Below are 25,405 nucleotides of genomic sequence, written 5' to 3'. Positions count from 1 at the left end.
GTACCTTCAGACACCCAACAGCGTGCCCGACACCCTTACCGCTTCCCTCATTCTTTCCACGCCCCGAAGAGCAGTACTGGAAGGAGAAGACAGTCAAGAGTGCCGAATAATCAACGTTCCACCCATGAGCAACCACCGTCGAACATCTGCCGACGTAATGGCCCTGGACCACCGGGCAAGCCCGGCGGCCTAGATGCTCCTTAGAAAGGAGGTGATCCAGCCGCACCTTCCGGTACGGCTACCTTGTTACGACTTCGTCCCAATCGCCAGTCCCACCTTCGACAGCTCCCTCCCACAAGGGGTTGGGCCACCGGCTTCGGGTGTTACCGACTTTCGTGACGTGACGGGCGGTGTGTACAAGGCCCGGGAACGTATTCACCGCAGCAATGCTGATCTGCGATTACTAGCAACTCCGACTTCATGGGGTCGAGTTGCAGACCCCAATCCGAACTGAGACAGGCTTTTTGAGATTCGCTCCGCCTCACGGCTTCGCAGCTCTTTGTACCTGCCATTGTAGCACGTGTGCAGCCCAAGACATAAGGGGCATGATGACTTGACGTCGTCCCCACCTTCCTCCGAGTTGACCCCGGCAGTCTCCTGTGAGTCCCCATCACCCCGAAGGGCATGCTGGCAACACAGAACAAGGGTTGCGCTCGTTGCGGGACTTAACCCAACATCTCACGACACGAGCTGACGACAGCCATGCACCACCTGTACACCGACCACAAGGGGGGCACTATCTCTAATGCTTTCCGGTGTATGTCAAGCCTTGGTAAGGTTCTTCGCGTTGCGTCGAATTAAGCCACATGCTCCGCTGCTTGTGCGGGCCCCCGTCAATTCCTTTGAGTTTTAGCCTTGCGGCCGTACTCCCCAGGCGGGGAACTTAATGCGTTAGCTGCGGCACCGACGACGTGGAATGTCGCCAACACCTAGTTCCCACCGTTTACGGCGTGGACTACCAGGGTATCTAATCCTGTTCGCTCCCCACGCTTTCGCTCCTCAGCGTCAGTAATGGCCCAGAGATCCGCCTTCGCCACCGGTGTTCCTCCTGATATCTGCGCATTTCACCGCTACACCAGGAATTCCGATCTCCCCTACCACACTCTAGCTAGCCCGTATCGAATGCAGACCCGGGGTTAAGCCCCGGGCTTTCACACCCGACGTGACAAGCCGCCTACGAGCTCTTTACGCCCAATAATTCCGGACAACGCTTGCGCCCTACGTATTACCGCGGCTGCTGGCACGTAGTTAGCCGGCGCTTCTTCTGCAGGTACCGTCACTCTCGCTTCTTCCCTGCTGAAAGAGGTTTACAACCCGAAGGCCGTCATCCCTCACGCGGCGTCGCTGCATCAGGCTTTCGCCCATTGTGCAATATTCCCCACTGCTGCCTCCCGTAGGAGTCTGGGCCGTGTCTCAGTCCCAGTGTGGCCGGTCGCCCTCTCAGGCCGGCTACCCGTCGTCGCCTTGGTGAGCCACTACCTCACCAACAAGCTGATAGGCCGCGGGCTCATCCTTCACCGCCGGAGCTTTTAACCCCCACCCATGCAGGCAGGAGTATTATCCGGTATTAGACCCCGTTTCCAGGGCTTGTCCCAGAGTGAAGGGCAGATTGCCCACGTGTTACTCACCCGTTCGCCACTAATCCACCCCGAAGGGCTTCATCGTTCGACTTGCATGTGTTAAGCACGCCGCCAGCGTTCGTCCTGAGCCAGGATCAAACTCTCCGTGAATGTTTTCCCGACTGCGTCTAATTAAAGACTGCGGGGCGACACCACGAGAGCGGAACCAAGGGGAGGAATAATCCCCCGGTTCACAGCGTCCTCGCTGATGCGCCTGCCGGAACAATGCCCGGCAGGACTTTTTCAAAGGAACCTCGTCCCGACCGAACGGCCGGAGACGGGGTATCAACAAATCTGGCGTTGATTTTTGGCACGCTGTTGAGTTCTCAAGGAACGGACGCTTCCTTTGTACTCACCCTCTCGGGCTTTCCTCCGGGCGCTTCCCTTCGGTCTTGCGTTTCCGACTCTATCAGATCCTTTCGGGCCTGATTCCCAGTCAGCGGGGTTTGTCTTCCCGGCCGTTGGGCCGTTCCGACGTCTCAAACTTTAGCGGATCTTCCCGGCAGTTCCTAATCGGGCCGCCGGGCCCCAATCGAATTGAATTCGGACACGCCGAATTCGCCCCGGTTGGGAGATCGTGCTGGTGGTTTGATTGCCGCATCAGCGGCGGAGGCGCCGTCGCGGAACCGTTCCGGCTCCGTGACAACTCGGAGAACTTTACGGATCCGCCGGGACGGTGTCAACCTCCCCTGTCAAGATCTTTTAATCGAGGTCGCTGAGCCGGCCGCCCGCGTCCGGCTGGGCGTCCTCCACCCGCCGCAGCAGGCGCGTCAGGACCTCGCCCAGGACACCCCGGTCCTCGGTGGAGAGGTCCTGGAGCAGGTCCTCCTCGAAGACCGTGGCGAGGCGCATGGCCTCCAGCCACTTCTCACGGCCCTCGTCGGTCAGCTCGACGATGACCCGCACACGGTTCGACTCGTCGCGCTCCCGGGTGACCAGCCCCTCCGCGACCATGCGGTCGATGCGGTGGGTCATGGCGGCCGGGGTGAGACCGAGGCGCTTGGCGAGCTCGCTCGGGCCCAGGCGGTACGGGGCGCCGGCGAGGACGAGTGCCTTCAGGACCTCCCACTCGGCGTTGCTGATGCCGAGCGCGGCGGTCTGGCGGCCGTAGGCGACGTTCATCCGCCGGTTGAGGCGGGACAGCGCCGAGACGATCTTCTCGACCTGGGGGTCGAGGTCCTGGAACTCGCGCTGGTAGGCGGCGATCTGTTCTTCGAGTGTCGGCTCGCTGACGCCGGGGGTGTCACCCATGGCCCGAGTATCGCACGACGCCGCTTGGTGTCGAAGTCCTTCAACGTGTAGAGTTCAAGTTCAAACTTTAGCTTTGAAGTCTTCAGGCTTGCATCCATGCGTAGGGAACGTGTCATCGGCACAGTGCCCGCAGGGGGCCCGTACGGCTTCACTACCAAGGCAGGTGAAAGTGACCAGGGCGATGGGCGCAGCAATGCGCCGGATCCAGGTGGGCAACGCGCTCAGCGCGTTCGGGCTCGGCTTTACCGTCCCCTTCCTCTACGTCTATGTGGCGCAGGTGCGGGGACTCGGCTCCATGACGGCGAGCGTCGTGCTCGCCGTCTTCGCCGTGGCCGCTCTCGTCGTGCTGCCGTTCGCCGGGCGGGCGATCGTCCGGCGCGGTCCCCTGCCGGTGCTCCTCGTCGCCCTGGTCACCGCCGCCCTGGGTGCGCTGAGCCTCGGACTGGCGAACAGCGCGACGACCGTGGTGCTGTCGGCCGCGGCGCTCGGTGCCGGGCAGGCCGTGATGCAGCCGTCGCTCGCGACGATGATCGTGGACTGCTCCACGGCGGACACCCGGTCGCGCGCCTTCGCGACGCAGTTCTTCCTGCAGAACCTGGGTCTCGGTGTCGGCGGTCTCATCGGCGGGCACATCGTCGACCCGGACCGCGCGAGCTCGTTCACGCTGCTGTTCGCGATCGAGGCGGCGATGTTCCTGGTGCTGGTCGTGCTGATGGCGACCGTGCGGATGCCGCACGCGCCGCACATCAAGGGGGACAGGCCGCAGGCCAGTGGCGGCAGCTGGAAGCAGTTGCTCGGCAACCGGGCCATGGTGCAGCTGTCCGTGCTGGGCTTCGTGCTGTTCTTCGCCTGCTACGGACAGTTCGAGTCGGGGCTTTCGGCGTACGGCGTGGAGGCGGCCGGGATCTCCACGTCCGCGCTCGGTACGGCGATGGCGGCGAACACGGCGATGATCGTGGTCGCGCAGTTCGCGGTGCTGAAGTTCGTCGAGCGCCGCAAGCGGTCCCGGGTGATCGCCGCGGTCGGGCTCATCTGGGCCGTCGCCTGGCTGGCGGCCGGATACGCGGGCCTCGGGCACGGCAGCCGGACCATGGCGACGGCGGCCTTCGTCTCGACGTACGCGCTCTTCGGGCTCGGTGAGGCGATGCTGTCGCCGACGATCGCTCCGCTGGTCGCCGATCTGGCGCCGGCGGGCATGGCGGGTCAGTACAACTCCGCCTTCGCCCTGGTGAAGCAGCTCGCGCTGGCGATCGGTCCCGCGGTGGGCGGCCCGATGGGGGCCTCGCTGCACGGCCCGTACGTCGTGACGTTCCTGCTCTTCTCGCTCGGGATCACCTTCCTGGCCGTGCGGCTCGGGCGGCGGCTCACCCCCGTACAGAACCAGCCGTCGCTCGCGCGGAGCCGGGTGGTCGCGCAGGGCGGGGCTCCGGCCGAGCCGGTGCCCGCAAGCGCCTGACCGCCGGGGCTGCGGGACGGACGCGGACCACGACGGCCGCCATCACGAAGGGACGTGATGGCGGCCGTTTCGTGTGCGCGGGGCGGGTCTCAGCGGATACCGGTCAGCAGGTTGGCGGTGAAGGGGAGGGTGGCGGTGCCATCGGGGGCCGTGTGGCCGGCGAGTCGGGTGTGTACGGTCCGCCCCGCGCGCAGGAGTGCGTCCTCGCCCGCGGTGTCGACGATCGCCTGTCCCCAGGATGTGGACGAGAGCTGGCCGGGGGCGTACGCGTCGAGGGGCGGGAACGGGATGCCGAAGGTGACCTGGCGGACGGCGACGTCGTGGAAGCCGGCGCCTCGCAGGGCGGCGGAGAGCCGTTCGGGGGTGCCGGAGAACGCGCCCTCGTAGTCCGCCGCGAGTTCCTTCCCGCCGTGTTCCTCGACCGCCTCGTACTGGGCGACGAAGTACGGGATGAGGTCTCTGGCGGCCCACGCGGTGGCGGCGAAGCGGCCGTCGGGGCGCGTCACGCGGGCCGTCTCCGCGAAGGCCGCGTCCAGGTCGGGGAAGAACTGGACGCCCTGCTGGCACACGACCGCGTCGAAGGCCGCGTCCTCATAGGGGAGCCTTTCGGCGGGGGCGACGGTGAACTCGATGTCCGGGTACATGCGGGGCGCGTGCTCCGCTGCCACGCCGATCATGCCCGTGTTGATGTCCGCCCCCGAGACCCGGCCGGCGGGGCCGACCCGGGCCGCCGCCGCGTGGGCCGCGAAGCCTGTGCCGCAGGCCAGGTCGAGCACCTTGGCTCCGGGGTAGAGGTCGACCGCGTCCAGGATCGCTTCCACGAAGGGCGCCATGAACGGCGCCGCGTACCGCTCGTAGCGCTCGGGGGCACTTCCTTTGAGCTGAAAGCCCGATTCATCTGCCATGGGGAGCTCTTAGCACCGGGCGTCCCGCTCGGCCAGGGGACGCGCGGAACGTGTCCGGGTGGCCGCCCGTGGGTGTCCGGGAGGACGCACGGGGCCGGCCCGGCGGACGGTTTCAGCTCCCGGGCGCGGTTTCACTTTGCGGCGCGCGGGAGTGCGAACTCGCACCACACCGCCTTGCCGCCGCCCGGTGTGCGGCGGGACCCCCAGTTCGAGGCGATCGTGGCCACGATCGCGATGCCGCGGCCCGCTTCGTCGCCGGGCTCCGCGCGGCGGCGGCGCGGGAGGTGGTCGTCTCCGTCGGTGACCTCGATGATCAGGCGGCGGTCGGTACGGCGCAGGCGCAGCCGCATCGGCGGGGTGCCGTGCTGGAGCGAGTTGGCGACGAGTTCGCTGGCGGCCAGGACGCCGAGGTCGTGCAGATCGCCGGGGAAGCGCCAGCTGGCCAGCACGCCGGAGGCGAAGGCGCGCGCGCGTGGGGCCGCTTCCATGCCGCCGAGCAGTTCCAGGGCGGCGTTGCGGAAGAGCTCGCCGTCGGGGCCCGTGCGGGAAGGGTGCTGGACGACCAGGACGGCGACGTCGTCGTCGTGGTCGGCGGTGACGCCGGCCGCGCGGACCAGGCGGTCGCAGACCACCTGGGGGGTGCCCGTGGCGCCCGCGAGGGCGCGCTCCAGGGAGGCGATGCCCTCGTCGAGGTCCTCGTCGCGGCGCTCGACCAGGCCGTCCGTGTACAGGACGGCGGTGGAGCCGGGGCCCAGGGGCACCGAGCCTGAGGCGTGCAGCCAGCCGCCGGTGCCGAGCGGGGGTCCGGTCGGCTCGTCGGCGCGGTGGATGGTGCCGTTCTCGTCACGGACCAGGATCGGCAGGTGGCCGGCGGAGGCGTACACCAGGCGGCCCTCGTTCGGGTCGTGGATGGCGTACACGCAGGTGGCGATCTGGTTGGCGTCGATCTCGGTGGCGAGGCCGTCGAGGAGTTGCAGGACCTCGTGCGGCGGCAGGTCGAGACGGGCGTACGCGCGCACGGCCGTACGGAGCTGGCCCATGACGGCGGCCGCGCGGACACCGCGGCCCATGACGTCGCCGATGACGAGCGCGGTGCGCCCGCCGCCGAGGGTGATCACGTCGTACCAGTCCCCGCCGACCGCTGCCTCCGTGCCGCCGGGCAGGTAGGTGGCGGCGATGCGCAGGTCGTCGGGCTCCTCCAGTTCCTGCGGGAGCAGGGAACGCTGGAGGGTGACGGCGGTCTCGCGCTGACGGCGTTCGCTGGCGCGCAGCCGCTCGGCCGCCTCGGCGTGATCGGTGACGTCGGTGGCGAAGACGAGGACGCCGCGGCCGTCGGCCTCCGGGGAGGTGTCGACGGGGGTGCAGGTGAACGTGTAGGAGCGGCCGGTCGACACCTTGCGGGACTTGACCGTGCGGGGTTTGGCGCTGCGCAGGACCTGGTCCAGGAGCGGCAGCAGGCCGAGTTCGTCCAGTTCGGGCAGGGCCTCGCGCGCGGGTGCGCCGGCGGGGCGGGCGCCGAAGGCCGCCGTGTAGGCGTCGTTGACGTACGAGACGCGGTGTTCGGGGCCGTGCACGAGGGCGACGAGGGCGGGGACGCGGTCGAGGACCGCGCGCACCGGGAGTTCGTCGACGGCGAGGCCTGGAAGGGCGTCGTCGGTGAGCTGTTCGACGCGGGCCGCCGGCACGGAGCCTTCCCCGCGCCGGTCCGGGGCTGCCGTATGCGCGGTCGTGTGCGCGGCCGTGTGCTCGGTCCGCGCTGCGGCGCGGCGCTGCGTTCCGGGGAGCCGGGCGCTCCAGCGCGTGAAGTTCACAGTGGGGAAAGCCTCGTGTTAGAAGGGCGAGCGGTTCACCCGCCCAAAGTCGTGGACCTGTCTGGCAGTCTGACCGACCGGGTCTCCATCCGTCAGACGCCGTCCCCGCCGGTGGAGTTCCTCGGTCCGGTCAGGACGACCCCTTCGGGTCGGTCGGAGGCTTTCCCCCGGCCGCCAGTTCGAACTCCGCACGGGGGTGTTCGAGTGAACCGAGGGACACGATCTCCCGCTTGAAGAGACCCGCCAGGGTCCATTCGGCGAGTACACGGGCCTTGCGGTTGAAGGTCGGCACCCTGCTGAGGTGGTAGACGCGGTGCATGAACCAGGCAGGATAGCCCCTCAGCTTGCGCCCGTAGACGTACGCGACTCCCTTGTGCAGTCCGAGGGACGCGACCGAGCCGACGTACTTGTGGGAGTACGTCTCCAGGGGTTCGCCGCGCAGGGTGTGCGCGAGGTTGTCGCCGAGGACCTTCGCCTGGCGCACGGCGTGCTGGGCGTTGGGCGCGGTCTCCTTGCCGGGCTCGGCGGTCACGTCGGGGACGGCGGCGGCGTCTCCGGCGGCCCAGGCGTGCGAGGCGCCGTCGACGGTGAGCTGGGGGGTGCACTTGAGCCGGCCGCGCTCGTTCAGGGGGAGGTCGGTCGCGGCGAGGACGGGGTGCGGTTTCACGCCGGCCGTCCACACGACGGTGCGCGTCGGGAAGCGCGCGCCGTCACTGAGGACGGCGACCCGGTCCGCGCAGCTGTTGAGGCGGGTCTCCAGGCGTACCTCGATGTTGCGCCGTCGCAGCTGGCTGACCGTGTACCTGCCCATCTCCTCGCCGACCTCGGGCAGGATGCGGTCGGAGGCCTCGACGAGGATCCACTTCATGTCCTCGGGCTTGAGGTTGTGGTAGTACCGCGCGGTATAGCGGGCCATGTCCTCCAGTTCGCCGAGCGCCTCGACGCCGGCGTAACCGCCCCCTACGAAGACGAAGGTCAGGGCCGCGTCACGGATCGCGGGGTCGCGGGTGGAGGAGGCGATGTCCATCTGCTCGATGACGTGGTTGCGCAGGCCGATGGCCTCTTCGACCGTCTTGAAGCCGATGGCGTAGTCGGCGAGTCCGGGGATCGGCAGGGTGCGCGAGACCGAGCCCGGGGCGAGCACGAGTTCGTCGTACGTGATCTGCTCGGCGCCCGCGCCCTCCTCCTCGGTGGCGAGCGTGGTGAGCGTGGCGGTGCGTTTGGCGTGGTCGATCGACCGGACCTCACCGATGACGATCCGGCACCGGTGAAGGACCCGGCGCAGCGGAACGACCACGTGACGCGGCGAGATGGAACCCGCGGCGGCTTCGGGAAGGAATGGCTGATAGGTCATGTACGGGTCAGGCGACACGACCGTGATCTCGACCTCGCCCCGCTTCAGTTCGGGCTTGAGCTGCCGCTGGAGGCGCAGGGCGGTGTACATCCCGACGTAGCCGCCGCCGACGATGAGAATGCGCGCACGTTCCTTCACCGTCCCATGACGCACCCCTCTTCGGAGTTTGTCCACAGCCCCGACAATTTGTGTGACCGGTCGCCGACAACGTGCGGAGTTGGCCGATTTGCCGGAGTCTAGGGAAAACCCGCAGCTCAAGGTGGGTGAGGGGGGTATTCGGACGGGGTGTAATCGGGACGTACGGGGTCCGTACTCCGATCGGGGGGCGCTCCGTGCGGAACCTGCCCCTTCTGAATTGACCCCCTCTCAACTATGTTCGTGTGTCGACGGGGTGTAGGGGGATGCGCTCGGCGATTCCGCACGACGGACTCGCGCACCAGCTTGTTCCACACGCTCCGGTCTGTCGATGGCGGGGAGAGTCTCCGGGGGGAGACGTCATTACCGGGGGAACGCTTATGCATATTCAGGACTCTCATTGGTCTTCCGCGTCAGCCATCGCACCTGGTGGTGCGATGGGCGCGGCGACGAGCGGCAACGGCCGCGGTCCGACGGACGGACCGCGCACGACGCCGCTGCGTGTGGACGCACAGCGCAATCTGGAACATGTACTGCGGGCGGCGCGCGAGGTCTTCGGCGAGCTGGGGTACGGCGCGCCGATGGAGGACGTCGCCCGACGGGCGAGGGTCGGTGTCGGCACGGTGTACCGGCGCTTCCCGAGCAAGGACGTGCTCGTGCGCCGGATAGCCGAGGAGGAGACCTCCCGGCTGACGGACCAGGCCCGTTCCGCGCTCGGCCAGGAGGACGAGCCGTGGTCGGCGCTCTCGCGCTTCCTGCGGACCTCGGTGGCCTCGGGCGCCGGACGGCTACTGCCGCCGCAGGTGCTGCGGGTCGGCGTGGCCGAGGACGGTCCAGAGCACGACGAGGCACGGGTGCCGCAGCAGCGGTCCCAGCCCGCGCCCGAGTTGCGGCTCGTCGAGCAGCGGACCGCCCCCGAGGACGAGCAGGTGATCGCCGCGGTGGACGACGCCGGGGCGGCGGCGCTCCTTGAGGTGGTCGGGCGGCTCGTCGACCGGGCGCGCGCGGCGGGCGAGTTGCGCGCCGACGTCACCGTGGCGGACGTCCTGCTGGTCATCGCGACGGCGGCACCCTCGCTGCCGGACGCGGCCCAGCAGGCGGCGGCCTCGGCCCGGCTCCTGGACATCCTGCTGGAGGGCCTGCGCTCGCGTCCCGCGTGAGCCGGACCGAAGGCCCCCGCGGTGTGGGCGGGTTCCGGACGCGGAGGCGTACCGAAGCACGTGGACACCGCGGGGCTGTGGACACCGCGGGGCACGAAGGCACCCCGCGTGCGCGGGCGCCGTCGTACGCGGCCGCCGCCGAACACACGGTCGCGCCTGGACACCCCGATGCTCCCGGGGCGAGTGACGTCACTCGCCCCGGGAGCATCGCGCTACCCGGCCGCGCTCCCGGTACGGAACGACTGCTTCCGCGCGTACGACGACTGTTGAACATTCCCCGAACGGGTGACAGTTAGTACTCCAGAGCGACAAAACCCCTCGGACGAGTGGTTGGGCTGTACGAGCACGTTCCGCTCGGGGAGCCTGTGGCACTCTGGCCCGGTATTCGGGTCCGAGAGTGTGCAGGCGGGGGCTTTCCGCGATGAGCGTTGACGGGCGGGACGAGTCACCCGGTGACGGTGGCGCCGACGGCGGCACGGAAACCGGCGGCTCACCGTCACGGCGGGTACCGAGCCAGGGCGGCCCGCACGGCGGGAACCCGCACGGCGAGAACCGGGACCGCGGAAGCCGGGACAGCGGCAACTCGGACCGCGGAAGCCAGGACGACGACTCGGACACCCGAAGCCGGGACGGCGACGACCGGCACCATGCCGGCACGGACGCCGAAACGGCCGACCGCGGCATGCCTGCGCAGCGCGACCGCTGGGACGCGCGCGACGACGGCGTTCTGCCGCCCCTGCGCGAGCCCGGGACCCCGGTGGACGCACCGCCCCCCGACGCGGGTCTGATCGAGCGGATGCGCGCGGGCGACGACACGGCGTACGAGGAGCTGTACCGCCGGCACGCCGAAGCCGTCCGTCGCTACGCCCGCACCTGCTGTCGCGACTCCCACACCGCCGACGACCTCACGGCCGAGGTGTTCGCCCGCATGCTCCAGGCCGTACGCGGCGGCAGCGGCCCCGAGCACGCCGTGCGCGCGTATCTCCTCACCACCGTCCGCCGGGTCGCCGCGAACTGGACGAAGACGGCCAGACGGGAGCAACTGGTCGACGATTTCGCCGTGTTCGCCGCACAGGTCGCCCGCGGATCCGAGGTCTCCGACGACGACACGCTCGACCTCGGCGCGGACGTACGCGCGATGCACGAGGCCGAACAGTCCATGGCCATGCGGGCCTTCCGCTCGCTGCCGGAACGCTGGCAGGCCGTGCTGTGGCACACCGAGGTCGAGGACGAGTCCCCGAGCGAGGTCGCCACGCTCTTCGGTCTCGACGCGAACGGCACCCGTGTGCTCGCCAGTCGCGCCCGCGAGGGACTCCGGCAGGCCTACCTCCAGGCACACGTGAGCACCACGCTCACCATGGACGAGGAGTGCGCGCGCTACGCCGACCGGCTCGGCGCCTACGCCCGCGGCGGCCTGCGCACCCGTGCCGAACGGGGTCTGCGCAAGCACCTGGAGGAGTGCGCCAGGTGCCGGCTGGCCGCGGGCCAGATCAAGGAAGTGGCCGGCGGGATCCCCGCGGTCGTGCCGGTCGCGGTCATCGGCTGGTTCGGTGCCGCCGGGTACGCGAAGGCCGTCGCGCTCATCGCCGGTGGCGCCGGAGCGGGTGCGGCCGGAGCCGCGGGCGCGGCAGCCGTGGCGGGCGGCGGCTCGGGAGGCGCCGGGGGCGGTGCCGCGGTCTCCGAGGGCCTGGGAGCGCCGGTCAAGGCCGGTATCGCGGCGGGTGTCGTCGCGGTGGCCGCTGCGGCGGTGGCACTGTCCCTGGTCGGCAACGACAGCCACGCCCGGCGGCCCGAGGCGGAACCGGCCGCCTCTCCCGCCGTCGAAGCGCCGGTGCAGCCGCCGGCACCGCCCAGGAAGTCCCCCACGCCGAAGCCGGCGCCGGTGGTACGCGGGCCGGCCCCCGCCCCGCCCCCCTCGGCGGAGCCGAAGCCCGCCCAGAAGCCGGCGCCGAAGGCGACCCCGAGTCCGCCCCCCTCGCCGGCCCCGGCCCCCACTCCGGCACCGCCGCCGACGCCACCCCCGCCGGAACCCGCCCCGGAGCCCACGCCGGAGCCCACGCCGACGCCTCCCCCTCCCGCCTCCGCCATCTACCGGTGGAGCGACCTGGACTACGACGTCATCGGCGACCACACCGGGCCGGAGATGCGGATCGGTGCGAGCGACTGGGTGTGGCAGCGCCACTCGATGAGCATCGCGAACACCCGGTACGCGCATGGTGTGACCGTCCACGGCCGCTCCTCGGTCACCATCGACCTGAACCGCGACTGCGGCTCGTACGACGCCATGGCCGGTGTGGACGATCTGATGCTGGGCCTGGGCAGTCTGCGCTTCTCCGTCTACGCGGACGGGTCACGGTTGTGGCGGTCACCGCTGATCGAGGGCGGCGACCCGGCGGTCCCCGTCCATGTGAACCTCACCGGCCACCGGACGGTCCGGCTCGTCGTCGAACCCCGGGGCCCGTTCGACTCGACGTCACTGGGCGACTGGGCGGACTCGAAGTTCCTGTGCCGGTGAACACCTAGTCCGACCTAGTCCGCCGAGTACGCCTCCCCTGGATGCACCCCGGGATACGCCTCGGGGTACGCCTCGAGCACTTCGGCCAGGTCGCCGAGGGCCTCTTCCTGGGTGTAGCCGGAGCCTCGGACGCGCTCGGACTCGTAGCGCTCCGGGCCGAGTGCCGCGAGAGCCGCGGCTGCGGTGCGCCGCGCGTCGGCGCTCTCACGGGTGGGCCGCAGATCCCCGCCGCGCCAGCCGGTGCCCGCGGCCAGCAGTCGCGCCGCCACCGGGTGGGCCCCCAGCTCGGTGAGCAGACGCGCGGCGCTCTCGACGAAACCCGAGGCCACCACGTCGGCGCACCGCGCGTCCATCGCTTGCCGCAGCGCGGCGCTCAGCTTCCGCAGTCCCGGCACGGGACCGGACTCGGCGGCCGTGACCAGGGCGTCCACCCAGTTCAGACCCGCCGAGAACTGGGGCGGCGGGGTGCCCCGGAGGCTCTCCTCGCGCGACTTCTCGCACAGTTCGCGTGCGAGGGCGACCTCCCCGTCGTCCAGGACCACCTGGGCGCGCAGCAGATGGACGAACGCCCGGGAGTCCGTCACCCCGTACCGGTCGGCGGCGACGCTCGCCTCGTCCAGCGTCGCCAGGGCCAGCGAACGCTCGCCGGCGCGGTGGGCGATCTCGGCCAGCCGCGCCATGAGGAACGGCACCTCCGCGTACGCCCCCACCTCGTAGGCGAGCCGCAGCGCCTCCGCGTACTCGCCCTTCGCCTCGTCGAACCGGCTGCGCGCCATGGCCGCCTCACCGGCCGCGCTGCACACCTGGGCGCGCATCCAGCGGTCCCCGACCCGTCGGCTGAGTCCGCGCAGTTCCGCCAGGTCCTCGTCCACTCCCGGCATGCCGCCCGGGGCGTCGACGACCATGTGCGTACGGAACATCAGGGCGACACCGATCTCCCATTCACCGCCGAACTCACGGCAGTTGGCGACCGCCGAGTTCATCGCGGGCCCCACGTCGTCCGGATCGCCCAGGAAGTGCGCGGCCATCGGCCAGACGATCCCCGGCATGCGCGCCGCGTCCGGACCACCTCGCTCGAAGGCGCCCCGCACCCGCCCCACGTACTCCCGCAGCCGCTTGTCGCCCCAGTCGTCCAGCGGAACGACGTCCACCTTCATGAACAGGTGGAGCATGCGCACCCTCATCCGCATGGCGTGCAGCGGGTGCCGCCAGTCACGCTCGGGATGGTCGAGGAAGGCGTCCACCGGATCGACGCCGTCGAGCTCGGAGAGGAGGCCGTCACCGGCAGCGGACACGGCACCGCCGTCCGCCACCGGACGGTCACCGGCCGGCGTGTCGAGCAACGCGCCCAACTTCAGGACGAGTTCCGTCCACGTGATGCCCTCGTACCGGAAGTTGCGCAGCCACCAGAACCAGCCCATGTCGAGGACGAGAGCGCCCGCCTCTTCCTCGTCGTGGGCGGCGAGCGCGCGCCGGAGAGCGGCCCGGATGTTGTCGAGCTCGGTCTCCAGACGCCGGATCCAGGGGAGTTGGCCGGCCGAGCGCAGCTGGGGCTCGGCCTCCGCGGCCAGGGCGCGCACCCACGCACGGTGGCGCCGCTCGGCGGTGGCACGCAGTTCCGGAACCTCGGCGGCGCGCTCGGTGGCGTACTCGTGGATGGTCTCCAGCATGCGGTAGCGCATCCCGCCGCCCGTATCGCCGCCATCGCCCCCGGCGTCCGGGCGCCCGTCGCCCTGCCCGCCGTGGTCACCGGGTCCGTACGGATGGCCGTCGGCGCCCGCGGGGTCCGGGGTGGCGACGAGGAGGGACTTGTCGACGAGCGCCCCGATGAGGTCGGCGGCGGGGCCGGTGCAGACGGCCTCCGCGGCGGCCAGGTCCCAGCCGCCCGCGAACACGGAGGCCTCCCGCAGCACGGTCCGCTCCCGTTCGTCGAGCAGATCCCAGGACCAGTCGACGACGGCGCGCAGGGTCTGCTGGCGGGGCAGCACCGTACGGCTGCCGGAGGTGAGCAGCCGGAAGCGGTCGTCGAGCCGGTCGGCGATCTGCCGCGGGGTGAGCAGCCGCAGGCGGGCCGCGGCCAGTTCGATGGCCAGGGGCAGGCCGTCGAGCCGTCGGCAGATCTCGTCCACGGCGGCGGAGTCGTGGAGGGCGGTGGCGGCTTCGGAGCGCACCACGGAGGCCCGCTCCATGAACAGGCGGCGCGCGGGATCGGGCGGGAGCGGCTCGACCGGGCGCACCAACTCGCCGGGGATTCCCAGGGGTTCGCGGCTGGTGGCGAGGATCGTGAGCCCTGGGCAGCGGGTCAGCAGCGTCTCGGCGAGTTCGGCCGCCGCGTCGATCACGTGCTCGCAGTTGTCGAGGATCAGGAGCTGGCTGCGCGGGGCGCAGTACTCGACGAGCAGGGCGACCGGGTCGTCCTGCGCGACCGCCATCTCGTTGGTGATCAGCGCTGTTTCGCGCAGGCCGAGGGCGCTGACCACGGCGCCCGGGACCGCCTCGGGCCGGTCGAGCGGGGCCAGTTCGGCCAGCCACGCCTGCGAGAGCCCGGCGGCGGCTTCCTCGGCGAGGCGGGTCTTGCCCGAACCGCCCGGTCCGGTCAGCGTGACCAGTCGTGCCCTCCGCACATCCGAACGGATGGCCCCGACCTCGCTTTCCCGCCCGACGAACGAGTTCAGGCGAGGACGGATGTTCCCGGTCCGCTGGGCACGGGAGGGGTCCGTGGAACGCGGTCCGGCGTCCGGTGCGGCACCGTCCATGGCTGGTCCGGGTTCCCGCGCTCCGCGGGCGTCCGGCGGGTCGAGCAGTGCGGCGTGCAGGTCCCGGAGCTCCGGCCCGGGGTCGGCGCCCAGACCGTCCATCAGCGCTCGGCGCACGTCCTCGTAGGCGGCCAGCGCGTCGGCACCCCGGCCGGTCTCGCGCAGGGCGCGGATGAGCAGGACGTGCAGCGCCTCGTCGTACGGGTGGGCCGTCGTCAGCCCCTTCAGCTCCGGTACGACGTCGGCGGCGCGGCCGAGCCGCAGGTCCGCCTCGACGCGGCTGCGCGTCGCCTCCAGGCGCAGGGCCTCCGGGCGGGTCGCCGCGGTGCGGTCGGGGAGGTCCGCGAGGGCGGGGCCGCGCCACAAGGCGAGGGCTTCGCCCAGTCGGGCGGCGGCGGTACGGGCGTCGCCCGTGTCGAGCGCGGACCTGCCCTCCGTGACGAGCCGCTCGAACACGAACAGGTCCACGTCGTCGCGGGCGGCGCGGAGGCGGTAGCCGCCGGTCTCGGAGGTGACCGCGTCCTTTCCGATGGCACGGCGGAGGCGGCCCACCAGTGCCTGCAGGGCTGCGGGGGCGTCCTGGGGCGGGTCGTCCGCCCATACCTCGTCGATGAGGGTGTCCGGGGAGAGCGTCCGGGCGGGGTGGCAGGCCAGGGCTGTGAGCAGCGCGCGTACCCGGGGGCCGCCCACCGCGACGAGCGTCCCCCGGTCGTCCTCCGCCTGGGCAACCCCCAGAATCCCGTACCGCACGCCCCCATTCTCACCGCCCCGCCTGCCCGGGGTCACCGTGTCACCCCGCCCGAGCCGCCGAAGCCCCCTTCTTCCCTGCGTCCCCGCCCCACCAAAACCTTCTTTCGCCCCCTCCGCCCCTACCCAACCCGTACCTGGGGCTCCGCCCCACACCCCGCTCCTCAAACCGGAGGGGCTGGATGTTGCCCCTGCACCCGAAAGGCGACCCGGAGGGAAGCGACCCCTCGGGGCTCCGCCCCACACCCCGCTCCTCAAACGCCGGAGGGGCTGAGATTCACGCATCGAAGGGGCCGTGCCGGTACATCGATGCCCGTCGCCACCGACGGCCACGCCTCATCCAACGGCGACGGGCTGATGCACCGGCACGGCCCCGACCCACAACGCACCCGGCACCGACACCCGCAAACGCCAGCGCAAGCGAACCCGCACCCCCGAACGCCGGCGCAGCGAACCGGCACGCACGTTCAGCCCCGCTGGGCTCCCGCCCCGAGTGCTCGTCCCTGCGGAACTATCCCCGCGGGAACGGCGCGTTGGCGGGCCGGTGTGCCCGTCCAGCACGTTCCGCGCCGGGCCAGCAGTCGCCGCAGCCACAGTTCGAGCGAGACGAGATCGGCCAGCCCGTCGAGGGGCAGCGGCGCCCCCTCCGCGGCCGAGCGCAGCGCCTTGCGGACGACGCGGGCCTCGACCAGCCCGGCCTGCGCGAGCAACGGCGTGTCGAACAGGGAGATCAGGGAATCCGCCGCCACCCGCACCCCCGTACGGGCCGCCGCCGTGGAGGACGCGTGAGACGGATCCCCCCACCCGGGGGGCAGATCGGCCACTCCGGCCCCCTCCAGCACCGTACGCAGGATCGCCGCCCGCGCTCCCGGCTGCACCCGCAGCGCCTCCGGCAGTTCACGGCACGCCCGGACGACCTGGTTGTCCAGGAACGGCGTGTGCAGCCGCTGGAAGCGGATCTCGGCGGCCTGCTCCAGGACGCGGACGTCGGCCGCGTGGCGGGCCAGCGCGGCCCGGGCGCGGAAATCCCCCGGCCGCTGTCCGGGACCGATGTTCGGCCGCCCCCCGCCGCCCTGGAGGCGAACCGATACTTCAGCCAGTGCCTCCCCGGTCAGCCAGCGCGCCGCCGGCCCGGGTCTCGCCCAGCTGAGCGCGGCGAGCGACGCGCCCACCGCGCCTCCGGGTTCCTCGAAGCGCCGGTGCAGCAACTGCTCGGCGAGGACGTCGACCCCGGTGCGGTACGGGGTGCGGGCGAGCTTGCGCGCCGCGCCGTACACGCGCGCGGGGACCATCACCGAACCGTCGGCCTTCGTCAGCGCGGCGACGGGTCGCACCAGATGACGTCGTTTGCGGTCCATGAGCAGGTCGGCGAGCCGGGCCGGATGGGCGTCGAGCACCTGCCGCGCGCCGTAGCCCGTGAAGTGGTCCGCGCTGCCGGAGGCGAGCCGCGCGCGGTGGCGTGCCGCGGTCACCAGGGAGGGGCCCGGCTCGTCGGTCAGCGGTCCCTCCAAGTCGGCGTAGGGAAGCGCCTCTTCGCCCCCGGCGACGACCACGTGGTGCAGCCGGGGGTTCGCGGCCAGCGTCCCGGCCCGCTCCAGCTCGGCCTCGCGCCCTCGTACGGCGAGGTCGTTGAAGGTGACGGCCAGGAGCCGTTCCCCGGCACCGGTGCCGTGTCCGAGGACCGTGCCGGGCGCCCCGGGAAGGCCGGCGGCGAGCAGCGCGAGGGTTCCCGAGGCGGGCCCTCCGGAGAGGTCGGCCCCGATGCCCGGTACCGGCGTCCCGCGCGCGGCGCGCCGCTCGGCGGGCCCCATGCCGGGCACGGGCCCGGGGTCCACGTCGGCGCCGGGCACATGGCGGGGAGCGGAGAGGCGGGCGCGGACGGCTTCCACGAGGGCGTCCCGTACGGCGTCCACGGCGATCGCGGGATCGGCGATGGGCGCGGCGACGGCGAGGGAGGCGACGGGTTCGTACCCGGCGATCTCGCGTGCTCCGGCCCGCAGGATGAGCGTGTGTCCCGGCGGGATGCGGCGCACGCCTTCGTACGGGGTGGAGTCGTGCACCGCGGCCGGTACGTCGGGGGCGGCGAGCATCGCGGCCAGGTGTCCGAAGTCGAGGTTGGCCTCGATGAGGTCGGCGAGCGGGAGCGCGGCGGTGGCGTAGGCCGTGCCGCCGGCCCAGGGGGTGTAGAACACGGGCCGGGCGCCGGCGAGATCGCCGCAGACGGTCACGCGGCGGCCGACCTGGACGACCGCGGTGTAGCTGCCGGACCAGTTGGTGAGGTGGCGCAGTGCTCCGCCGCGCGCGGCGAACAGTCCGACCCTCAGCTCGTCGTCGGTCGCCCCGCAGGTGCCGAGGACGGCGATGCGGTTCGCCGCGTCGGCCTTGACGACGCGCACCTCGTCGGGGCGCCAGTCGCCGACGGCCCACAGCGGATCCGGGTCGCCCCAGAGGAGTTGGGAACCGACGGGGTGCACGGTCTCGCCGTCGTTGCCCGTGGCGCCCGCCGAGCCGATCGCGGACGCTCTGGCGACGGTGCTGCTCCACCCCACCAACCATCGCATCGCCGCCTCCACAGGCTGTGGACAACCAGTGCACCGTACGAACTCGGCACCATGCTGCCACGAAGGAGGCGTACGGGAGGGCCCCTGCGGCGGCTTGCACTCCCCGAAGTGCGCCCCCACCCGAACGTCCGCGCCGTCACGCAGGGGCGCGCTACCGGCAAATACCCTTCATACAACGCCTGTTGAGGTCATCGACAGTCGCCACCCCGCACCGGAGGAAAACCCGCTCCGGATCGCCACGGGACCGCCACCGGACGACCCCGGCCGACGGCCGCGGCCACGACCCGGCCGACGAGGCACTACCGTCCGGGAGTCGCCCGGACCCCACCCCCGACGGGTCGACGTGAATGCGCCCCCGATACGCTCCCTCAGGACGCCCTTCGCGCCCTCAACTCACGTGGTGGGAGCCCTGATTGCCCTCAGGAGAGGTCATCGGTTTTCGGCCAAATCGGTGAGAGGCGGACGGACGCGGACACGCTCCGTACAGGCCTTGCGCACCGGTTCGGCAACGCACAGTCCGGGAGGCGGAGTTCGCCCCCCGGACCGGTCCGCCGCCCGCGGGGATGTAGGCGGCGGTGTCCCCCAGCCCACTGGATCCAGTACAGCGGGCCGACCCACGCATGTTCCATGGAAGCGCTCCCCACCGTGGCCGGAGAAGAGCGCACGGACGGGCGCACAGCCACACAACAGGAGCACGCCGCGACAGTCCGTACAGTCGTACGGACCACAATCCCGCCAACCGGACGTACGCCCCTTAACGCTGGGGATCGGGCGAACTACGCTGGGTTTACGAATGCCGCGTGGTTATGCCATTGCGGCAGCCGTCTGTGTCGAGGGGTGGCGCATGTCCAGGGAGCAACGCGGGCCGAACGAAAAACTCGGCGCCGTTCTCGCCCTCGCGGGAATCAGCAACGCAGGACTCGCGCGTCGCGTCAACGATCTTGGCGCTCAACGCGGGTTGACTCTTCGCTACGACAAGACGTCGGTGGCGCGCTGGGTGTCGAAGGGCATGGTGCCGCAGGGCGCCGCGCCGCACCTCATCGCGGCCGCCATCGGCCAGAAGCTCGGCCGTCCGGTGCCGCTCCACGAGATCGGCCTGGCGGACGCGGATCCCGCGCCGGAGGTGGGCCTCGCCTTCCCCCGTGACGTCGGGCAGGCGGTGCGGTCGGCCACGGAGCTGTACCGCCTCGACCTCGCCGGGCGCCGGGCCGGCGGCGGCATCTGGCAGTCACTGGCCGGCTCCTTCGCCGTGAGCGCCTACGCCACGCCCGCTTCTCGCTGGCTGATAACCCCGGCCGACAGTTCGGTGGCGCGCGAGGTGAGTCCGGGCGACGGCTCCGGAGCGCCGCTGAAAGTCGGCCACAGCGATGTGCTGAAGCTCCGCGAGGCGGCCGAGGACGCCAGGCGCTGGGACTCCAAGTACGGGGGCGGTGACTGGCGTTCGTCCATGGTGCCGGAGTGCCTGCGGGTCGAGGCGGCACCCCTGCTGCTCGGCTCGTACTCCGACGAGGTCGGCAGAGCGCTGTTCGGCGCGTCGGCGGAGCTCACCCGTCTCGCGGGCTGGATGGCCTTCGACACGGGCCAGCAGGAGGCCGCGCAGCGCTACTACATCCAGGCGCTGCGGCTGGCCCGCGCGGCCGCCGACGTGCCCCTCGGGGGCTACGTCCTGGCGTCCATGTCCCTCCAGGCGACGTACCGCGGCTTCGGCGACGAGGGCGTCGACCTCGCCCAGGCCGCCCTGGAACGCAACCGCGGACTCGCCACCGCCCGCACCATGAGCTTCTTCCGGCTCGTCGAGGCACGTGCCCACGCGCGCGCGAGCGACGCCCAGGCGGCCGGCGCGGCGCTGAAGGCGGCCGAGGGCTGGCTGGAACGGGCCCGTGACGGTGACAACGACCCGTCCTGGCTCGGCTTCTACGGGTACGACCGCTTCGCGGCCGACGCCGCCGAGTGCTACCGCGACCTGAAGGCACCGCGCCAGGTACGCCGGTTCACCGAACAGGCGCTGTCGAAGCCGACGGAGGAGTTCGTGCGTTCGCACGGACTGCGCCTGGTGGTGTCGGCGGTCGCCGAACTGGAGTCCGGCAACCTGGACGCGGCGTGCGAGCAGGGCGTGCGGGCGGTGGAGGTCGCGGGGCGCATCTCCTCCGCGCGCACCACCGAGTACGTGAAGGACCTGCTGCACCGGCTGGAGCCCTACGGCGACGAACCGCGCGTGGTGGAGCTGCGGGAGCGGGCCCGTCCTCTGCTGATGGCTCCGGCGTAGGGCCGGTTCCGGAGGGGACGCCCGACGACTCGGGACGGACAGGGCGCCACGGCCCCGCGGCGCGAAGGAAACGCGGGGCTCGGTCCTCGGGTTTGAGGGCATTGTCAGTGGCGCAGTGCACTATCGAGGCCGGGAGGTGGTGCGGATGCGGAGCGCCTACGACTGCGATGTTCTGGTGATCGGCGGGGGGATCGTCGGTCTGTCGACGGCGTATGCCGTCACACGGGCGGCACCGGGCACGCGTGTGACGGTGCTGGAGAAGGAACGGGGACCCGCCCGGCACCAGACCGGGCGCAACAGCGGGGTGATCCACAGCGGGATCTACTACCGCCCCGGCTCCCTGAAGGCGCGGTACGCGGTCCAGGGTGCCGCCGAGATGGTCAAGTTCTGCGCGGAGTACGACATCCCGCACGCCGTCACCGGCAAGCTGATCGTCGCGACGGAGAAGTCGGAGCTCCCCCGCCTGCACGGTCTGGTGCAGCGCGGCCGGGAGAACGGCATCCCGGTCAAGGAACTGGGCCCGACCCAGCTCACCGACTACGAACCCGAGGTCCGTGGCCTCGCCGCCATCCACGTCGGCACCACGGGCATCTGCGACTACGTGGCGGTGGCCCGCCGGCTCGCGGAGGCCTCCGGGGCGGAGATCCGGTACGGGGCGCAGGTCGTGCGCGCCGACCGCCGGCCTCACCTCGGCGTCGCCGTGCGCACGGCCGACGGGACGATCGTCCGCGGCCGCGTGCTGGTCAACTGCGCGGGGCTGCACTGCGACGAGACGGCCCGGCTCACGGGCGACGACCCCGGGATGCGGATCGTCCCCTTCCGTGGCGAGTACTACACGCTGGCGCGGCCGGAGCTGGTGCGGGGCCTGGTGTACCCGGTTCCGGACCCCGCGTTCCCGTTCCTCGGCGTCCATCTCACCCGGGGCATCGACGGCGGTGTCCACATCGGCCCCAACGCGGTTCCCGCGCTCGCCCGTGAGGGATACGGATGGAAGGTGGTCCGGCCACGTGAACTGGGCGGGACCCTGTCCTGGCCGGGTTCCTGGCGGATAGCGCGGCGGCACTGGCGCTACGGAGCCGGGGAGCTGCGCCGCTCGGTGTCGAAGTCGGCGTTCACGGAGGCGGTGCGGAGGCTGCTGCCCGCGGTGACCCCGGAGGATCTGGTCCCAGCCGCCGCCGGTGTCCGCGCCCAGGCGGTCCTGCGGGACGGCACCCTGGTGGACGACTTCCTGATCAAGGAGGGCCCGAGGACCGTGCACGTACTGAACGCGCCGTCCCCGGCGGCCACCGCCTCCCTCCCGATCGGGCGCGAGGTCGCCCGCCGGGCACTGGCGGCGCTGGCGGCGGTCTGAGCGCCCCACCCACCACCGGGACGGACCGCCCCACTGCACGCACCCACCACCGGGACGGACCGCCCCGCGGCACGGCGCCCGTAAAATCGACCCCACTGTGTCTGAATTCCTCGACTCCACCGAAGAGACCCGGCCCGCCTCCGCCGAGGACGGCTCGCCGCGTCACCACCGCGCCAAGGGCGGGCCCCGCTTCCCCGACGGTCCGCAGGCGGATCCCGCCGGCTCGCACTTCGAGCGGCGGATCCGGAGCTTCCAGCCGCGTCGGAGCCGGGTGACCACCGGACAGGCCGACGCGTTGCAGCGGCTGTGGCCCAAGTGGGGTCTGGACATCGACGGACGGCGGACGCTCGACCTCGCGGAGCTGTTCGGGGCGGACCTGCCGGTCGTGCTGGAGATCGGCTTCGGCATGGGCGAGGCCACCGCGCAGATGGCGGCCGAGGACCAGGGGACCGGGATCCTCGCCGTGGACGTGCACACACCGGGGCAGGGCAACCTGCTCAATCTCGCCGAGCGGAACAGCCTGACCAACATCCGCGTCGCCAACGGGGACGCGATCATCCTGCTGCGCGAGATGCTGCCGCCCGCCTCCCTGAACGGCCTGCGCGTCTTTTTCCCCGACCCCTGGCCCAAGAAGCGGCACCACAAGCGGCGGCTGATCCAGCCCGAGTTCCTGGATCTCGCCGCGACCCGCCTCGCGCCGGGCGCGCTCGTGCACTGCGCGACGGACTGGGAGCCGTACGCCGAGCAGATGCTCGAAGTGCTGAGCGCGCACCCCGCCTTCGAGAACACCCGGCCGGACGGCGGTTTCGCGCCCCGCCCCGAGTTCCGGCCGCTGACCCGTTTCGAGGGCCAGGGACTGGACAAGGGTCATGTGGTGAACGACCTCCTCTTCCGGCGCGTACAGCATCGAGACCAGCACACCCCGGGCGACTGACCCGCACACACCCGCAGCGTCCGCCGGGAGAACCCGGGACGCCGGTTACCGTCGCGGGCCACGCCCTCCCTCGTTAGGGTCAATGCCGTGGCCATCCATCCGCCGTACCCGAACCGGCCCGGCGCCCCCGCCGGACCTGCACTGCGACATCCGCACTGGTGGCAGCGTGGTTGGGTGCGGTACGGAGCGCTGATCACGCTGCTCGCGATGTCGGGTCTCGTGATCCTCGCCCTCGTCCGCGAACAGACCGGGACCGAGGGCTTCCTGGTCGGCCTCGGACTGGCCGTGTTCCCCGTGCCGCTGCTCATAGCCGCCTTCCGGTGGCTGGACCGGGTCGAACCGGGCCCCTGGCGCAACCTGTTCTTCTCCTTCGCCTGGGGCGCCTGCGCGGCCGCGCTCATCGCGATCGTCGCCAACAGCTTCGCGACCCGCTGGATAGCCATGACGACCGCGGATCCCTCCGGCGCCGACACGCTCGGCGCGACCGTCATAGCCCCCGTCGTCGAGGAGTCGGCGAAGGCTGCGGCCGTCCTGCTCGTCTTCCTCTTCCGCAGACGGGACTTCACGGGGATCGTCGACGGTGTCGTCATCGCCGGGGTCACCGCCACCGGCTTCGCCTTCACCGAGAACATCCTCTATCTCGGCACCGCGTTCGGCACCGACCAGCTCAGCGGGGAGAGCGGGCTCGCCTCGGTCACCGCGGCGACGTTCTTCGTCCGCGTGGTGATGTCGCCCTTCGCGCATCCGCTGTTCACCGTGCTGACCGGCATCGGCTTCGGCGTCGCGGCGCTGTCCGCGGAACGCCAGCACGCGCGCAGGGTGCTGCTGCCCCTCACCGGACTGCTGCTCGCGATGGGCATGCACGCGATCTGGAACGGCTCGGCGGGTTTCGGCCGGTTCGGGTTCTTCGGTGTGTACGCGGCGTTCATGGTGCCCGTGTTCGGGCTGCTGACCTGGCTGGTCGTCTGGACCCGGCAGCGCGAGCTGCGGACCGTGCGCGCCGAACTGCCCGTGTACACCGCCGCCGGCTGGCTGGGCGCGGCCGAGCCGTGGGTCCTCGGCTCGATGCGGGCGCGGCAGCTCGCGCGCGAGTGGGCCGGCCACCACTTCGGGAAGAGCGCGGAACGCTCGGTGGCGGAGTACGAGGCGTACGCGACCTCGCTGGCGTTCCTGCGCCACCGGGGGCGCCGGGGTCGTGCGGGCGCCGACTTCGTCGTACGGGAGCGCGAGTTGCTCGACGAGCTGTGGCGCCGCCGGGAGATCGCCCGTCCGGCCCTCGCCTACGCGGCCCGCGCCACGGCACCGCTGCCCGCACCGCCGCCCTGGCCGGCCCCCGGGTACGGCTACATCGCCCCGCCGGCCCGGCCCTACGGCCCGCCGGCACAGGCATCCGCGCCGGTCCCGTATCCCGCGTACAACCCGTACCGCTCCTAGGGCCTGTCGCCCGGGACCGGCGTGGATACCACCGCTCCCCCACACCCGCGCCACGGACCGGTGGGGACCCGGGGTCCGCGCGCCCGCGCTACGGCCGTTACACCGACGCCTGCGTCAAGCGCGTCAGTTCCTCGTCCGTCAGCACCAGGTCCGCGACCCCCAGCAGGGCCGGGAGCTGCTCCACGGTGCGGGCGGAGGCGATGGGCGCGGCGACCGTCGGCTGTGCGGCCAGCCAGGCGAGGGCGACCGTCGGGACGGCGACGCCGTGGGCCGCGGCGATCTCGTCGAGGGCGGCGAGGACCAGCGGCCCGCGTTCCGTGTCGAGGTGCTTGGCCGCGCCCGCGGCCCGGGCCGAGTCGACCGTCGTGCCGGGGCGGTACTTGCCGGTGAGGAAACCGGAGGCGAGCGCGAAGTACGGGACGGCGGCCAGACCGGCCCGGGAGGCGACCTCCAGCAGGGAGCCCTCGTAGGTGTCGCGCGAGACGAGGTTGTAGTGCGGCTGGAGCGCGACGTACCGCGCGAGGCCCTCGCGGTCGGAGAACTCCAGGGACTCCCGCAGCCGCTCCGGAGAGATGTTGGAAGCGGCTATGTGCCGCACCTTGCCGGCCGTCACCAGCTCGTCGAGGGCGCCGATGATCTCTTCGACCGGCACGTCCGGCTTGTCGAAGTGCGTGTAGTAGAGGTCGATGTGGTCGGTGCCCAGGCGGCGCAGCGACGCGTCGGCCGCGGCCTTGATGTTGGCACCGGACAGACCCGGGTACGCGGGGTGCTGGCTGACCTTGGTGGCGACCACGATGTCCTCGCGGTTGCCGCGGGTCCTCAGCCACTTGCCGATGATGGTCTCGGACTCGCCGCCCTCGTTGCCCTCGATCCAGGCGGAGTAGGAGTCGGCCGTGTCGAGGAAGTTGCCGCCGGCGGCCGCGTAGGCGTCGAGCACGGCGAAGGACCGGGTCTCGTCGGCCGTCCAGCCGAAGACGTTGCCCCCGAGGGAGAGCGGGAAGACCTCGAGGTCGGACGAACCGAGCTTGCGAAGAGAAGTCATGTACGGGCTCAACACCCGCCCCGGACGGATGTATTCCGCAATCACCGGGCCCGGCGCGCCGTCGTCCGCGCCCGGACGACCGACAGCCCTGACGTCGGGGGGGTTGAC

At 71.6% G+C, this 25,405-nt stretch carries 14 protein-coding genes and 1 rRNA gene; 7 read left to right on the top strand and 8 right to left on the bottom strand.

Annotated features, from left to right (window positions below; genetic code table 11):
* Positions 1-204 precede the first annotated feature (204 nt).
* Positions 205-1,730: ribosomal RNA gene (locus OG780_RS22365) — 16S ribosomal RNA — on the bottom strand.
* Positions 1,731-2,321: 591 nt separating this feature from the next.
* Positions 2,322-2,870, bottom strand: coding sequence for a MarR family winged helix-turn-helix transcriptional regulator (locus tag OG780_RS22360; RefSeq protein ID WP_326786919.1), 549 nt, complete (start codon positions 2,868-2,870; stop codon positions 2,322-2,324).
* Between the two features lie 181 nt (positions 2,871-3,051).
* Between OG780_RS22360 and OG780_RS22355 the strand changes: the two genes are divergently transcribed.
* Positions 3,052-4,326 carry an MFS transporter gene (locus tag OG780_RS22355; protein WP_328450828.1) on the top strand — a complete coding sequence of 425 codons (1,275 nt, stop codon included), beginning with the start codon at positions 3,052-3,054 and terminating at the stop codon, positions 4,324-4,326.
* 89 nt (positions 4,327-4,415) lie between these two features.
* Here the strand turns inward: OG780_RS22355 and OG780_RS22350 are convergent, their stop codons facing one another.
* From OG780_RS22350 to OG780_RS22340, 3 genes are all read right to left on the bottom strand, one after another.
* A complete protein-coding gene (locus tag OG780_RS22350; RefSeq protein WP_328450826.1) occupies positions 4,416-5,231 on the bottom strand; it encodes a class I SAM-dependent methyltransferase in 816 nt (271 codons plus the stop codon).
* Positions 5,232-5,362: 131 nt separating this feature from the next.
* Positions 5,363-7,042: an ATP-binding SpoIIE family protein phosphatase gene (locus OG780_RS22345; protein WP_328450824.1), complete on the bottom strand. Its 1,680-nt coding sequence runs from the start codon at positions 7,040-7,042 to the stop codon at positions 5,363-5,365.
* Between the two features lie 130 nt (positions 7,043-7,172).
* The gene (locus OG780_RS22340; protein WP_328450822.1) at positions 7,173-8,534 is read right to left on the bottom strand and encodes an NAD(P)/FAD-dependent oxidoreductase; all 1,362 of its coding nucleotides are present in this window, start codon (positions 8,532-8,534) and stop codon (positions 7,173-7,175) included.
* Between the two features lie 377 nt (positions 8,535-8,911).
* On the opposite strand from OG780_RS22340, the gene OG780_RS22335 reads away from it, so the two are divergent.
* Complete coding sequence (locus OG780_RS22335) at positions 8,912-9,691, top strand: TetR/AcrR family transcriptional regulator (protein ID WP_328450820.1); 780 nt, start codon at positions 8,912-8,914, stop codon at positions 9,689-9,691.
* A gap of 421 nt (positions 9,692-10,112) precedes the next feature.
* Positions 10,113-12,206, top strand: coding sequence for a sigma-70 family RNA polymerase sigma factor (locus tag OG780_RS22330; protein WP_328450818.1), 2,094 nt, complete (start codon positions 10,113-10,115; stop codon positions 12,204-12,206).
* A gap of 14 nt (positions 12,207-12,220) precedes the next feature.
* Here OG780_RS22330 and OG780_RS22325 read toward each other — a convergent pair whose 3' ends face one another.
* Complete coding sequence (locus OG780_RS22325; protein ID WP_328450816.1) at positions 12,221-15,712, bottom strand: BTAD domain-containing putative transcriptional regulator; 3,492 nt, start codon at positions 15,710-15,712, stop codon at positions 12,221-12,223.
* 464 nt (positions 15,713-16,176) lie between these two features.
* Entirely contained in the window at positions 16,177-18,270 is a 2,094-nt protein-coding gene (locus OG780_RS22320; RefSeq protein WP_328450814.1) for an asparagine synthase-related protein, read from the bottom strand.
* Positions 18,271-19,114: 844 nt separating this feature from the next.
* Here OG780_RS22320 and OG780_RS22315 point away from each other — a divergent pair.
* The 4 genes from OG780_RS22315 to OG780_RS22300 all read left to right on the top strand — a co-directional run bounded on the left by OG780_RS22315 (position 19,115) and on the right by OG780_RS22300 (position 24,255).
* Positions 19,115-20,536, top strand: coding sequence for an MFS transporter (locus OG780_RS22315; RefSeq protein WP_326786910.1), 1,422 nt, complete (start codon positions 19,115-19,117; stop codon positions 20,534-20,536).
* Between the two features lie 145 nt (positions 20,537-20,681).
* The gene (lhgO, locus tag OG780_RS22310; protein WP_328450812.1) at positions 20,682-21,887 is read left to right on the top strand and encodes an L-2-hydroxyglutarate oxidase; all 1,206 of its coding nucleotides are present in this window, start codon (positions 20,682-20,684) and stop codon (positions 21,885-21,887) included.
* 97 nt (positions 21,888-21,984) lie between these two features.
* Entirely contained in the window at positions 21,985-22,821 is an 837-nt protein-coding gene (trmB, locus tag OG780_RS22305; RefSeq protein ID WP_328450810.1) for a tRNA (guanosine(46)-N7)-methyltransferase TrmB, read from the top strand.
* An 87-nt stretch (positions 22,822-22,908) separates the two neighbouring features.
* Positions 22,909-24,255, top strand: coding sequence for a PrsW family intramembrane metalloprotease (locus OG780_RS22300; protein ID WP_328450808.1), 1,347 nt, complete (start codon positions 22,909-22,911; stop codon positions 24,253-24,255).
* Positions 24,256-24,352: 97 nt separating this feature from the next.
* Here the strand turns inward: OG780_RS22300 and OG780_RS22295 are convergent, their stop codons facing one another.
* Positions 24,353-25,297 (bottom strand): aldo/keto reductase, encoded by a 945-nt coding sequence (locus tag OG780_RS22295; RefSeq protein ID WP_328450806.1) that lies wholly within the window; start codon positions 25,295-25,297, stop codon positions 24,353-24,355.
* Between the last annotated feature and the right edge of the window lie 108 nt (positions 25,298-25,405).

It is taken from the genome of Streptomyces sp. NBC_00386 (assembly GCF_036063235.1).
In the GTDB taxonomy this organism is placed as follows: domain Bacteria; phylum Actinomycetota; class Actinomycetes; order Streptomycetales; family Streptomycetaceae; genus Streptomyces.
Note: the sequence above shows the minus strand (reverse complement) of the source record. Positions and strands in the feature narration are given on the sequence as shown.